The sequence below is a fragment of the Curvibacter lanceolatus ATCC 14669 genome (assembly GCF_000381265.1).
GTDB classification, from domain to species: Bacteria; Pseudomonadota; Gammaproteobacteria; order Burkholderiales; family Burkholderiaceae_C; genus Curvibacter; species Curvibacter lanceolatus.
Genome location: NZ_KB906275.1, coordinates 20025 through 33344, shown reverse-complemented (window position 1 = coordinate 33344; position 13320 = coordinate 20025). Strand labels below are relative to the sequence as shown.

General features: G+C 65.1%; 11 protein-coding genes and 1 pseudogene. 3 read left to right on the top strand and 9 right to left on the bottom strand.

The features are described from left to right. The first annotated feature begins 74 nt into the window (after positions 1 to 74). Both F624_RS0126260 and F624_RS0126255 read left to right on the top strand, forming a co-directional pair. The gene (locus F624_RS0126260) at positions 75 to 737 is read left to right on the top strand and encodes a hypothetical protein (RefSeq protein WP_019577364.1); all 663 of its coding nucleotides are present in this window, start codon (positions 75 to 77) and stop codon (positions 735 to 737) included. Beyond that, a complete protein-coding gene (locus tag F624_RS0126255; RefSeq protein ID WP_043426777.1) occupies positions 734 to 1495 on the top strand; it encodes an oxygen-binding di-iron domain-containing protein in 762 nt (253 codons plus the stop codon). The genes F624_RS0126260 and F624_RS0126255 overlap by 4 nt, the downstream gene beginning before the upstream one ends. 169 nt (positions 1496 to 1664) lie before the next feature. Here the strand turns inward: F624_RS0126255 and F624_RS0126250 are convergent. The 5 genes and pseudogenes from F624_RS0126250 to F624_RS0126230 all read right to left on the bottom strand — a co-directional run. After that, a pseudogene (locus tag F624_RS0126250) lies at positions 1665 to 2060 on the bottom strand (RNA recognition motif domain-containing protein); the annotation flags it as partial. Positions 2061 to 2559: 499 nt separating this feature from the next. Then, positions 2560 to 3747, bottom strand: a complete 1188-nt coding sequence (locus F624_RS0126245; protein WP_019577361.1) for a methyl-accepting chemotaxis protein — start codon at positions 3745 to 3747, stop codon at positions 2560 to 2562. Between the two features lie 80 nt (positions 3748 to 3827). Beyond that, positions 3828 to 5036, bottom strand: a complete 1209-nt coding sequence (locus F624_RS0126240) for an MFS transporter (RefSeq protein ID WP_019577360.1) — start codon at positions 5034 to 5036, stop codon at positions 3828 to 3830. Positions 5037 to 5092: 56 nt separating this feature from the next. Beyond that, positions 5093 to 6460 carry a carboxylesterase family protein gene (locus F624_RS0126235; protein ID WP_019577359.1) on the bottom strand — a complete coding sequence of 456 codons (1368 nt, stop codon included), beginning with the start codon at positions 6458 to 6460 and terminating at the stop codon, positions 5093 to 5095. A 76-nt stretch (positions 6461 to 6536) separates the two neighbouring features. Beyond that, positions 6537 to 7625 carry a porin gene (locus tag F624_RS0126230; protein WP_084679694.1) on the bottom strand — a complete coding sequence of 363 codons (1089 nt, stop codon included), beginning with the start codon at positions 7623 to 7625 and terminating at the stop codon, positions 6537 to 6539. A 606-nt stretch (positions 7626 to 8231) separates the two neighbouring features. Between F624_RS0126230 and F624_RS0126225 the strand changes: the two genes are divergently transcribed. Continuing rightward, a complete protein-coding gene (locus tag F624_RS0126225; RefSeq protein ID WP_019577357.1) occupies positions 8232 to 9233 on the top strand; it encodes an AraC family transcriptional regulator in 1002 nt (333 codons plus the stop codon). A 13-nt stretch (positions 9234 to 9246) separates the two neighbouring features. On the opposite strand, the gene F624_RS0126220 is transcribed toward F624_RS0126225, so the two are convergent. The 4 genes from F624_RS0126220 to antA all read right to left on the bottom strand — a co-directional run bounded on the left by F624_RS0126220 (position 9247) and on the right by antA (position 13267). Beyond that, positions 9247 to 10230, bottom strand: coding sequence for a LysR substrate-binding domain-containing protein (locus F624_RS0126220; protein WP_169426704.1), 984 nt, complete (start codon positions 10228 to 10230; stop codon positions 9247 to 9249). Between the two features lie 117 nt (positions 10231 to 10347). Further along, positions 10348 to 11361: a 2Fe-2S iron-sulfur cluster binding domain-containing protein gene (locus F624_RS0126215; RefSeq protein WP_031256345.1), complete on the bottom strand. Its 1014-nt coding sequence runs from the start codon at positions 11359 to 11361 to the stop codon at positions 10348 to 10350. A gap of 14 nt (positions 11362 to 11375) precedes the next feature. Beyond that, a complete protein-coding gene (gene antB, locus F624_RS0126210; RefSeq protein ID WP_019577354.1) occupies positions 11376 to 11870 on the bottom strand; it encodes an anthranilate 1,2-dioxygenase small subunit in 495 nt (164 codons plus the stop codon). Next, on the bottom strand, positions 11867 to 13267 hold the full coding sequence (gene antA, locus F624_RS0126205; protein ID WP_019577353.1) for an anthranilate 1,2-dioxygenase large subunit: 1401 nt from the start codon (positions 13265 to 13267) through the stop codon (positions 11867 to 11869). The genes antB and antA overlap by 4 nt, the downstream gene beginning before the upstream one ends. Positions 13268 to 13320 lie beyond the last annotated feature (53 nt).

Genomic DNA, 13320 nt, shown 5'->3' with positions numbered 1-13320 from the left:
GATCAGAGCGCGCTGAGGCTCGAATCAGTGCCGCACCGATATCGTGCGCCAGCGGGTTTCCCTAGGATTCGGTCATGTTTGATTCTTCTGCCGTCCCCCGGCCCGGCTCGGCCAGGGCTGCCCAGGCCCCTGTCGCGCCGTTGGCGGACAGTCAGCGCCGGCTCGAGGCTGTGGTGCAACTCGGCTTGTGCACTCAGCGCGTGGCCGAAGGCGCTGCCGCGGTCGATCTGGCGGCACTCAACGCCATGCTGAGCGCGCACAGGGCCCGTCGCAAGGCGCGCGGCTTTCGCACCGCGGCCGCACAGATGCGGGTGTTCTCTACCGAATTGGCCAGCCTGATGGTGCGTGTGGCCGCAGCCGTGGCTGAGTTGAGCGACGAGGTAGGGCGGCTGTGCCAGCGTGGGCGCCTGGAAGGCCAGCTGCGCCAGGCCGCGGCTGGTCTGGAGCGGCCTGATGCCCGGCTGATGGCGCTCGTGAGCGTTATGAACCGCGACGTCGTCCTGGCCTGCGAGCGCCAGAGCCGACAACGCCAGCGCCTGAACCATGCGATGGTTCAGGCGCTGCGCTTGTGCGATGCCGGGCGCAATCTGGCGCGCTGTGCCCTCATCGAAGCGGCCCATGCAGAAGACATGGCTCCCCAATTGACCCAGGTGGCGATCGATCTGGGCCAGGCCGTCGCCGGCATCATCGAAGTGCTGGTCGGCATGAAAACATCTCTGGAGAAACTTGCGTCATGAAGCGAATGGAAACCCTTTTCGAGCAAGGCCCGCACCGCTGGGCGGTGATCGCGCGAGATCCGGAACGCGCTTCGGCCCTGATCGACACCAATGAATATTTGGTTAGCCATGGGCGCGAGTCCTTACTGACCGACCCGGGTGGTATGGAGATCTTCCCGGCCGTGTTCGCCGCGCTGGCCAATGGCGCCGACGCCAGCACTTTGCGCTGGATCTTCTCTTCGCACCAGGATCCCGACGTGGTCAGCTCGCTGGCGTTGTGGCTGGAGTTCAACCCGGCGCTCAAGTGCTATGCCTCGAAGATCTGGCATACCTTCTTGCCGCACTATGGCGGCAATGCGGATACTTTTATCTGCCTGCCAGACGAGGGCCAAACGCTGCAGGTGGGTACCCTCACGCTGCAGGCAATGCCGGCGCACTACCTACACTCGTCGGGGAATTTTCATCTGCACGATCCGGTGGCCCGCATCCTGTTCACGGGTGACGTCGGTGCTGCCATGTTGCCCCCGGAGGAAGACACCCTGTTTGTGCACGACTTCGATCGGCACTGCCGCTATGCGCGTGGCTTCCACCAGCGTTGGATGGGCTCGCGCGAGGCTGTGCTTGACTGGTGCGATCGCGCTAGCGCGCTGGGCCTGGACATGCTCTGCCCGCAGCACGGTTCAATCTACCAGGGCGCGGATGTACAGCGTTTTATCAACTGGTTTTCAGAACTTGAGGTTGGCGCCGGGCTGGGGCGGCGCGCTCCGGCGTCAGCCTGAGGCGCCGAGCCTGATAGGGGGTGCGGTTTCGGATTGCTGAATTGCCCGTGCCGAGTTGGGGCGCCCCGAACGCAGCCCATCTGACACCGTACAGACGAAAAAATACCCCTGCAAGAGGGGTATCTTTTCAATTCACAGGCCAGAGGCCTGTTGAGAATCAGTAGCTGTTGCCGCCGCCGTAGCCGCCGCCGCTACGGCCACCGCCGTAACCGCCGCCGCCGCCACCACCGTAGCCGCCGCCGCCACCGCTGCGGCCACCGCCGTAGCCGCCGCCACCACCACCGCCGCCAAAGCCACCGCTACGGGGCGGGCGGGGTTCCATCGGGCGGGCTTCGTTCACAGTGATGCTGCGGCCACCCAGGGATTGTTCGTTCATGCCGTTGATGGCGGCTTGCGCTTCAGCGTCGCTGCCCATTTCGACAAAGCCGAAACCCTTGGAGCGACCGGTGTCACGTTCCATCATGACCTTGGCGCTGGTGACAGTGCCGAATTCGCTGAAAGCTTGTTCCAGATCGTTGTCACGAACCTGATAAGGCAGGTTGCCGACATACAGTTTGTTGCCCATTTGGGACTCCTAAAAAACACATTGACAAAGCGATGGAGTCCCGAAAAACGCACACATCAGACGAAAACCTGGCCATTCACCGCAAATTGCTTGGATAAAAAATCCGCGCCAACCGATTAAACGCGCATACGGGTCCAAAAAACCATCAATCAGGGGTCGCACCGCTCTTTTTTTTTCATTCCCTGATTTTCGACAGGGTTTGTGGATGGAAAAAGACGAAAACGCACTGGATTGGGGCCATTCGGCCTGAAATCGCCGAGGTGCGCGCCCTGCCAAGCCGCCGTCTTGCTGGCCTCAGGCACTCAGCACAGCCCAAAGGTGCCCTGTCCGGTCGCCACTCGAAACGCCAGGCCATTGCTCCCCTGCAGGTTCATCACCGCGATGGTGTTGACAGTTGCGTCGCAGCCGCCTGAGCGGTGTCGCAGGTGTGCGTTCCAGGGGTGTTCAAGGTCCATGAGGATCTGTCACGGACTTTCTTTGGCTGAACCGGCACCGCCATTCAGGCGGCCACGACGCTTTGAAGCTGCCTCAAAGATCCCGGTGGGCTGGTGGCCGGGCCCCCAGGTGTCGGCACGGTGGCGCTCAGCTTGAAGATGCCCACGGTGTGCAACAGACTTTTCGATTGCTCGTCCAGGGAGCTGGCGGCTGCGGCGATCTCCTCCACAAAGGCCGAGTTCTGCTGCGTGCTCTGGTCCATCAACCGGATCGCTTCATGGATCTGGTCGATGTTCAGGCTTTGTTCGGACGATGAGCTGGCGATGCTTGCCGTGAGTTCGGTCACCTGTTTCACAGAGGCCTGGATCTTCTCAACCAGGGTCTGGACCTGTTGCGCCTGTTGCGCCCCGTCCCGGATATCGGACACCGACGAGGCGATGACGTTCTTGATGTCCTGGGCTGCGCTGGCAGAGCGCTGGGCCAGGTTGCGCACCTCTGCCGCCACCACCGCGAAGCCCCGCCCCTGCTCTCCGGCGCGGGCGGCTTCGACGGCCGCGTTCAAGGCCAGGATGTTGGTCTGGAAGGCGATGCCTTCGATCACGCTGGTGATCTCCGTGATCTTCTCTGAATTGCCACTCAGGCTGTCCAGCGTGTTCCTCATCTGGTGGGCGGCCGTCCAGCCCTGTTGCGTGATGAGCCGGGACGCCTCAGCCAAGCCACAAACCTCCTGGGCTCGAGCGGCATTCGTTTTCACGGCCTCGGCGACCTGGCTCATGCTGGCCGAGGTCTGCTCCAGGGCCGCGGCCTGCTGCTCTGTGCGAGCAGAGAGGTCCAGGTTGCCGGCCGAGATCTCCTGTGTCGCAAGGCTCACCCATTCGGTGGCCGTCCGGATGTTCGCCAGGGCTTGTTCCAGGCTGTCCAGAAGCCGGTCGAAGGCTTTGGCCGAGGTGCCAAACTCATCCGGCCGCGGGCTGTTGGCGCGCATGCTGAGATCCAGCGACTCGGTCAGGGCCTTGAACTTGAGGCCCTGCCGGTTCAGGCCGCCGCAGATGACCTGGTAGAAGTGGTGGCCCGCCACCAGACAGATCAGGATCGAGACCCCTTGCTGGGCGCGGTTGAAGGTGCCCACGAACGCCCCGTTGGTGGAAGCGGTCGTGGTGTTCGCCAGCAGGTCCGCCAGCAGCCCGGCGAGCTGCGTCACGATCAACAGCCCGAAGGTGAGCACGATCTTGGCTCGGATGGTGAGGCTCATGTCAGCACCTTTGGGCGTGAATGAATGGCAAGGCGGCCATGGTGAGGGGGCGATAGGGCGATAGGGGGCTGTCGTTTCACTCAGGCCCTGCCAAGACCGACCGGCTTGCGGGAGGTCATTCTTTGTGCCACCCAGAGGGCCACGGCGGCCAGCAGAATCGGGGCCACCGGCAGCAGCAACCACTGCGGGGCGGGCAGTTCGCTGGCCACAAAGGCGCCCATCAGGCCCGGGCCCAGAACCGATCCCAGGCGGCCGATGGCGGCGCTCCAGCCAATCCCTGCCGTGCGCAGGGCCGGGGGGTACAGGCTCACCGCCAGCGCAACCTGCCCGATGGTGCCCGCAATCAGGCAGGCACCCACCACCACGATCAGCGCCAGAAGCAGGCCTGGCGTTGCGGCCAGAGACCAGCCCAGCACCAAGGCGACGGCGCCCAGCAGCGAGCAGGCCAGCAGGATCTTGCGCACATGGAAGCGATAGCTCAGCGGGATCAACGCCAGTGCGGCCACCACGCCACCGATGCCCATGGCCGCCGAGCCGAAGGCCACGCCAGAGGTGTCAAAGCCCAAGCGATGGAGCATGGACGGAACCCAGAAGGTCAAGGCATAGACGGCCGTGAAAATCAAAAACGAAAACGCCCACAGCAGCATCGTCTGGGGTGCCAGGCCCGCACCGAACAGGGCGCTGACCCGCGCGGCGTGAGGGTGCCCCGCAGAGCCTGTGTTCGCCATGCCGGCCGGCGCCGGTGCATCGGCGGGCAGGTGCGCCCAGAGTGCTGGCAGCAGCAGCAAGGGGGCGATGCCGCCCAGCAGGAACACCGAGCCCCAACCCCAGCTCAGGATCAGCTTGCCGCCGATGACGCCCCCCAGCGCGGCGCCCAGGGACAGGCCGGACGTCACACCCACCGTCACGGATTCTCTGCGCTCCGGCGCGGTGCCCTCCACGGCCAGCGACACGACCGCCGGGATGGCCGCGCCCAGGCCGATCCCGGACAGCAGGCGGATGGCGGCCAGAACGGGCACCGACCCGGCCAGCGCGCCCAGGCAAGAGCCCAGCGCAAACAGAAACACCGAACCGAGCACGATGTCGCGGCGCTGCAGGCTCACCGCCAGTCGACCGCTGAGGGCATAGCCCAGGGCCGCGCCCAGGCTGGTGGCCACGAAGACCGGGGTGAAGGCCGACAGCGGAAGCTGCCATTGGGCCGCCAGGGTCGGGACGACAAAGCCGATGGAGGTCGTGTCGAAGCCATCGACCAGAATGGTCAGGAACGCTAGCAAGCTGATCTTGCGCATGGGGTACTCCGCAGAAGGGGATGGGGGTCAGAGGTCAGGGCGGGCCGGTGCGGTGGTCAGGGTGTGCCGGCCACCTGCTGCAACGCTGTGCGGGGGGCGAAGTGCAGGCGCTGGATCGGCCGATCCGCTTGCACCGCGGGCCAGTCGGGCAGGGTCTCGGCTGCGGGGCGCCCATCGCGGATGAAGCCCAGAAAGGCCTGCCGCATGGGGCGGGAGATCTGCTCGAACGCCTCTTCATCCAAGCCCCCCAGCATCGGTGCCGTCGCAAAGGCCTCGCGGTTGCCGAACACAAACGGCAGTTCGATGCAATGCGTGGCGCCCAAGGCTTCACCACCGGGCGTGTGGTCAAAGCGGTAGACGTAGGACCCACGCCCGGCTTCGGCCGCCTGGCGCGCCCACTGCAGTGACGGCGTTTCAAACACATTCTGGGTCATGGCATCGTATGGGCCGCGCTCAAAGAACGCCGTCGATTCATCGCGTGTGGTGCCGATCATCACGTCGACCCGGGTGGCTGCTTGCGCCAGCGCGGCCTGGAGTCCGGCCGGTGTGGGCAGGAAGGCGCCATCGGCCACCGGAACAAACGGTGGCGCCACGTCGCCCGCCTTGGCCTGGTTCTCGATGAAGAATTTGGCTGCAGCGCCCTGCGCCGCCATCAACTGGCCGGGCAGCAAGGCCGACTGCAGCCGGAAGGGCTCCAGCGAGCGCGCATAGGCCGCGGCCATGGGGGCCGCATCCTCGGGCGTGGCCAGCTCCAGGCCCAGGGGGGCACTCATCATGATGGCGCGCTGTATCGGCAACTGGGGGCAGGCACACAACAGCAGTGCGATGGAGAGCCCGCCAGCCGATTGCCCCATCAGCGTCAGCTGTTCCGGGTTGCCGCCAAACGCCGCGATGTTGTCCTTCACCCACGACACCGCCAGGGCCTGGTCCATCAGGCCCAGGTTGCCGGGCGAGACGCCGGGGCCGCACAGAAAGCCCAGGGCGCCCAGGCGGTAGTTCACACCCACCACCACGATGTCGCCTTCGCGGGCCAGCCGGGCGCCGTCGTACCAGGGCAGGTCGCCTGCACCCGTCATGAAGGCGCCGCCATGCAGCCAGATCATCACCGGGCGCCGTTTGCCATCGGCCGCCGGGGTCCACACGCTCAGGCGCAGACAGTCTTCGGAGGCCGGGCTCTGAGAGTCCCCCATGACCCGGCTGAGGCGGGAGGGCGCTTGCAGCGAGACGGCGCCCGCTGCGCGGGCCTGTGCGGGCGGGGCATCCGTCGGCACGGGGGCCGGCCGAGGTGCGGGCGGTTGAAAGCGCAGTGCGCCCACCGGGGCTTGGGCGTAAGGCAGGCCTCGGAAGGCCTGAACACCTTCCAGGGCCAGGCCTGCAAAGGTACCGCAGGGGGCGTGGGCAATGGGATGGTCAACAGTCGACATGGAATAGAGGCGTGGTGTGTGGTGGAGGTGTGTGATGGAAAAATCGCCCGGCCCGCAAGGGCCGGCTGCATGAGATTCAGAAGGTGTGCCGCAGGCCGACCAGCACCGAGGTGCCGGGGTTGATGCCCGTGACCCGGTCACGCAGCAGCGCCACATAGACGTCGGTGCGTTTCGACAGCCACTGGTCATAGCCCACCGACACCGTGGTGCGGGCCAGGCTGGCTTTGGCGCTTTGTGTCTGGGCGGTGTGTGCCACGGAGAACAGAACCCGCCCGGGGCCTGCAACCACGGAGGTGCCGAGCTGCGAGGTGTTCAAGCGGGCTTCGGCCCCGCTGGCCGCATCGATGCGTGACTTCAGGTTCTGGGCATACAGCTTGGCCGGCCCCAGGTCGTAACTGGCCCCGGTCTGGACGTTCTGCACGCTGCTGGCTGTGATCAAGGGGCGTGCCGCGGTGGCCAGCGGGGCCACGGGGGCGCCCCAGTTCATGCTCATCTGGTCCATCTTCTCGTAAACCAGCCCGCCGTAGAACGCACCCTGGGTATAGCTCAGGCCCGCCGTGTTGCGCTTGCCCGTGGTGCCGCCCTGGGCCAAGGCGCTTTGAACGGTGAAGCGCCAGCCGCTCATGTCGGTGCTCGTGAAGGCCACGCTGTTGGACCAGGCCGAATCGCTGGCGCCTTCACTGGTCATGAAGGGCTGGGTCGCGCTCGGCAGGTAGGTGTGCATGATGAATGGCCCCAGGGCAGACGCCGAACCGAAGGGGTTCAGTTTGATGGCCATCAGAAAGCCCGGCGTCACGGCACGCCCCAGCTGAAGCACGCCCCAGGGGTTGGAGAGCCCCACCCAGGCGGTGCGGGCCCAGTACGGGTCTGCGCTGCTGCGTCCCGCCGAGCCGTTGTTCACCTGCATGAACGACTCCATCTGCGAGAGGGCGCCCCAGCCGCCGCCCAGGTCCTCCTGGGTCTTGATGCCCCAGAACGAGGTGGTCATGGACCCGTTGAACACACCGGCCGTCTTGGCGGCCCCTGCCAATTGCGTGCTGCCCGTGCTGACGTCCAGCAAGCCATATATTTGCGCCTGCGATTGCGCCTGGGACGGGCTGCATAATCCACCAAGAGCCGTGCCGGTAATGATTCCCAGAGTCAGTTTTTTCAGAGGGTATTGCATGGTTTGTTTTGTGAGTGGGGGTGACGGCTGAATATAGTTTCAGTATTTGCCAAGCGTCGATGGGGTTTCGTGGAACGCTCCGTCTCAAAACAAATCTGTCATTTTCTTGAGATGTTGGGCACTTTGTCTGGCATGGCTTGTCGCCCCGGTTGGGGTTTTCTTATTGGGGTTTTCACGCAATTTGCAGCCCTGGAAGCTCTTTTTCGGGCAGTCTGGTGTACGCTCACGACGACCCCGCAAGCCGCGCCAAATCAGCAGATGGCCAGCATCAGCCCATGAAAACGGCCTTTCTCGGGCCCTGAATCCGGGTCATCCCTGATCGGCCTGGGCTCAAGCGGCTTCTGATGGCCGAGCATCAGTCAGGGCCGCCCGGTGATGGATGTCGCATATTGGGGCAGAAGGTGCACGATTTTGGAATGCCGCGTCATTCAAATAAAAGAATCTGCGCTGATTTGGTGCGCTGATTGCGCGTTCAGGGTGGTTTTGAATGATTTCCGGCATTTTTCGATGGCACGAATTTGGCTCGGTATTTTTGAATATGGTGGGATATTCCTGTTGATCTCGGAAGCCCGATTTTTAAAATGCTCTTATTGGAATTGAACGTACATGAATGAGCAAAATTCCGTGCTGCATCACCGCCTGTGTGGCGCATTCACCGATGTGTCCGGCGCTCAGGATTGGATGCGGCGGGTCTGCGGCCCGCATGATCTGATGGTGCAGCCAGGGCGTTCACTGCGGTTTGTCCATGCGGGAGACCGCCTGGGCGCCCTGTCCACCGCCATTGGCTGCATCGAATACGGGGCCGATGTGCGCATCGGCATCAATGACAGCCGCCCTCTGGACAGCTACAGCATCAGCCTGCCCTTGATGGGCGATCAGGAGCTGCGCCTGGGCGGTGCCGTGTTCGGCTCCGACCCCGAGCACGGCCTGATCATCGACCCCTCTGCCTACCAGGAGCTTTCGATCAGCGGCGATTGCCGCAAGCTGCTGGTGGCCATCGATCGCGGTGCCATGCGCACGGCCCTGGAGCAGATGCTGGGCCGGCCGGTGCATTCAGCTATCACCTTCGAGCCCAGCATGGCGCTCGACCAGGGGGCGGCGCTGACCTGGTGGCGCTGGGTGCGATTGCTGTGGGAGGACATGGGGCACAACGGCAACCTCATGCACTACAACGGACTGGCCCAAGGGGTCGAAACCTCCTTGATCCGCGGTCTGCTGAGCTTTCAGCCGCACAACTACTCGGCCGAGTTGGCCCGCCAGGGTTCGCCAGAGCTGCCCCGGCATGTCGAGAACCTGAAGAGCGCGTTGATGGCGCGCGCCCGTGAAGAGGTGGATGTCGACGCCCTGGTGTCTGCCCAGGGGCTCAGCCCGAGGCGCATGGTGGCCGACTTCCGCACCCACCTGGGCCTGACGCCGATGCAGTTCCTGCGCCAACACCGCCTGCAGCAGGCGCGCCTCGACATCGTCCGCAACGCCTCCACCCGTTACATTTCGGAAATTGCGCTGGCCTGGGGCTTCAGCCACCTGGGCCGCTTTGCCGAGGCCTACCGGGAGGCTTTTGGCGAGTCGCCGTCGGCCACGGCAGAGCGGCACCGGGTCAAGTCCTGAGGCCTGGCCCAGCTCAATTCAGGGCTTCGGTGTTGCTGCCGTCCACCAGGGCCTGCAAGGCCGGCTTGGCCCATTGCAGAAACTCTTGCCCCGCCAGGCTGAGCCGGCGCCGCGAGGGGTACAGTGCATAGATGGTCATGGGCGCCAGTGACCAGCGTGGCAACACCTGGCGCAGGCTGCCTTCCGCCACGCACGGGGCTGCGAGGGCCGTGGGCAGCCGGGTGATGCCCAGGCCAGCGATGGCCGCTTCCTTGACGGCCAGCAGGTTGTCGGTCACGAAGCGCACGGCCAGGCGCAGTTCCTCGGTGCGGCCTTGCGGGTCTTGCAAGGTCCAGCAAGTCTGGGATTCGCCCGAGTTCCAGCCGATCGACTCCAGCCCGGCCAAGGCCGAGGGCTCATCGCTGCTTTCCCTGCCCTGCAGCAGCTGAGGCGAGGCATACAGGCCATAGGGCGCCTGGACCAATTGCTGGGCCACCACATCCGAATCGGGCAGCGCCTGGGAGCTGGGGTGGATCACGATGTCGAAGTTCTGCGCCAAGGCCTCGGGCGTGCCCCGGGTGGTGCTCAGGAACAGGCGCACGCGCGGGTACTGGCACCCGAACCTGACGGCCACCGAGCACACCAGCAGCGTCGACAGCGCCATGGGGCAGGCGATGCGCAGGTCCCCGGCCGGCTCTTTGGCGTTATCTTGTGCCACCGAGACCGCCGCATGGGCCGCCTCGCGGATCTTGATGCCTTGCTCGAACAACTGGCGCCCGATGTCGGTCACCTCGAAGCGCCGCGAATTGCGCATGATCACGCACACGCCCAGGCGATCTTCCAGGGCCGACACGCGCCGACTCATGCTCGACAGCGGGATGCCTGTGCGCTCGCTCGCGGCCCGGTAGCCGCCGGACTCCACCACTTCGACCAGCAGCAGCAACTCCTCGACCGTGGCCATCAGGCCGGGCGCGTTCTTGGCCAGGTCGGTGCCGCCGGATTTTTCTTTTGCAGCCATGGGGTTCATGCAGAACATACCGGTTGACGGACCGTCCGCGCCAGGCGTCGCCAGGCGCGTTCACTATAGGGGGCAAACAAGCCTTCGCGCAATGCAGGGCGCCAGGGCGCCCTGCATTCATGCGCCCGGCGTGAAGCGTTCGATGTGAAAGCCGGCCGGTTGGCACGGTGCGGCGGCCAGCCAGTCGTTCAGGGCCTGCACCATGGGTGGCGGGCCGCAGACATACAGGTCCACATCGCCCTGGTTCAGCATGGCCGGCTGCAGATGCGTGACCAGATGCCCGCGCAAGCCCTGTGTGGATTGCGGATCCGACACGCACACGGTGAGCGTCAGCTGCGGCAAGCGCTCTTTCAAGGGGCTCAGCAGGTCCAGCACGGGCAGGTCCTGGTCGTCGGCCAGGCCCAGCACCAGGTGGCAAGGCGGCGCCTGGTCCGGTGCCTGGGCCAGCAGCTCCAGCATGGCCAGCATCGGGCCCAGGCCCGTGCCACCGGCCAGCATCAGCAAGGGCCGCTGTGCGGGGCGCAGGTAGAAGCCGCCATAGGGCGCGGTCAGCTTCAGCGTGTCGCCCACCTGGGCCGTGTCGTTCAGCCACTGGCTCATGCGCCCGTCTGGCAGCAGGCGCACCAGCAGGTCGACCTGGCCGGGTGCGCGCACCAGCGAGCTGAAGGAGTAGGCTCGGCTGGCGCTGCCGTCGGGCAGCCACAGGCGCAGGTACTGGCCGGGCAGAAAGCGCAAGGCCATCAGATCCGGGTGCTCCAGCGTCAGCGAGACCATGCGCGGGCCCAGGCGCCTCAGCGCACCGATTTGCACCGCCTGCTCCAGCGGCTTGTGCAGGCAGGCCGATGCGTCAATGGGCACGTGCACCACACCGCTGGAACGTGGGCGCATCTGGCAACCCAGGGCCCAGCCGAGTCGGGCGTCTTCTGCACTCAGCGCGTCTTCGGCGCAGTCGCCCGGGTCGTAGCTGCCCGATTCCACCTGGCAGCGGCAGGTGCCGCAGGCACCCTCGCGGCAGTCCACCGGAAAGCGCACCCCCTGGCGGATCGAGGCATCCGCCAGGGTCTCGCCGGAGCGCACCTGGATGAAGCGTGTGGCACCGTCTTCAAAGCGAAGGCCAATCTGATGTTCCATGGTCTCGCCCTTGATCACAGGTGGTAGAAGTCCAGCACCGCATTGATCCGATCATTGAGCAGCAGCACATGCTTGCGCAGGATGCTGAAGCCACCGTCAACCTGACGCAGCTCGTAGCTCACCTCGCCGAAGTAGCAGTCGGCCTGGCCGTGGCGGGTGTAATGCGTGTTCCATTTGGCACCGACCTGGAGCAGCCCCTGGCCCCGGTCCTGGATGCGCACATTGCTGATCTGGTGCAGCGTGCGCGGCATCGGGTGGCTGGCGGCCGATTTGCCGGTGCGCAGACGGAAGATGCGGTCCTCCAGGCCGCCCCGGTTGGCGTAGTAGATCATCGACATCTCGCGCTTCGGGTCGGTGGTGGCCACGTGCTCCGAGTCCCACTGCGGCACATGGAATTCGGCCGTCGGGTCGAAGCAGGCCAGGTACTCATCCCACTGCTGGCGATCGCACAGCTCAGCCTGGGCATACAGGAATTGTTCGACGGCGTGTTGCAGCTCAAGGGTGTTCATGCTTGCACCTCCTTCTGGGTGGAGGCCTGTTCCTGTTGTGCCAGTCCGTCCAGCATCAGCTGGCGCCAGGCGCTGTGCTGGTTCACGAACAGGCCCTCGTGGGTGATTTCCGTGCCGGTGAGCACGGGCTGGATGCCCAGGGTCTTGGCGTTGCCGGTCTGTTCGCGGGTCCAGGCCTGGCAACCCCGAGAAATGTCGTTCCAGGGCTCGGCGCGGCCCTGGAAGCCGCGTTGCGCTTCGCGGAACTCGACCAGGTCATCGGGCGTGCCCATGCCGCTCACGTTGAAGAAGTCTTCGAACTGGCGGATGCGGTTTTCGCGATCCGCGGCCGACTCGCCCTTCACGCCGATGCACTGGCTGACGATTTCCGTCTTGTTCCAGGCCACCGGGCGGATGATGCGCAGCTGCGAACTGATCTGGTCCATGAAGAACAGGCTGGGGTACAGGTTGAGGTTGCGCAGGCGGTGCATCATCCAGTGCGCTCTTTCGGTGCCGTATTCGGCCTGCGCCCGGGGCATCACGCTGGCGTAGCCAGGGCGCACTTCGGGGTTGGGCATTTCGCTGAAGAGCACCGAGTGCCCGTGTTTGAACGAGAACCAGCCGTCGTCGGTGGTGGCGTCGCCGGCCCCGAGCTTGCGGTAGTCCAGGGTCTTGAAGTCGGTGCTGCCCTGAGCGCTGTCGAGCTCGTGCCGGTGCACCACCGTGGCCACGTAGTTGTAGTGCACGGTGCTCACGTGGTAGCCGTCCAGGCCGTTCTCGGTCTGCAGCTTCCAGTTGCCGTCAAAGGTGTAGGTGGAGCGCCCGGGCAGCACTTCGAGCTCGCCAGTCGGAGACTGTTCCACCATCAGGTCCAGAAACACCTTGGCGTCGCCCAGGTAGTCTTCCAGGCTCAGCGGGGTGCTCAGATCGAGGTTGATGAACACAAAGCCCTTGTAGCTTGCGACCTTGGCCTTCTTCAGGCCATGCTGATGCAGGTCGAAGCCTGGGCCGTATTCGCCGGGCGCCTTCACCTTGATCAGGCGCCCGTCGGGCTTGTAGGTCCAGGCGTGGAAGGGGCAGGTGAAGGCGGCTTGCCGCCCTTTGCACACCCGTGTCAGCGTGGTGCCGCGATGCGCGCAGGCGTTCACCAGGGCGTGCAGCTCGCCCTGTGCGTCGCGGGTCACGATCAGGGGTTGGCGGCCCGCGTTCAGGGTGATGAAGTCATTGGGCTGGCTGATCTCGCTTTCGTGGCAGGCGTAGATCCAGGTCTTCTCGAAGATCAACTCCATTTCGAGATCGAACAGCTCGGGCTCGGTGAACATGGAGCGACGGACGCGATAGACCTCGTCTTCGGGTCTGAAGTCCAGACAGCCGTCGATGAAGTCGCGCCATTGTTGGGGGCTGCGTGAGGGGTTCATGGGCAATTCCTGTGGGGTGGATCGATGAACTCGATTAGGCCCAGCCGCCCCAG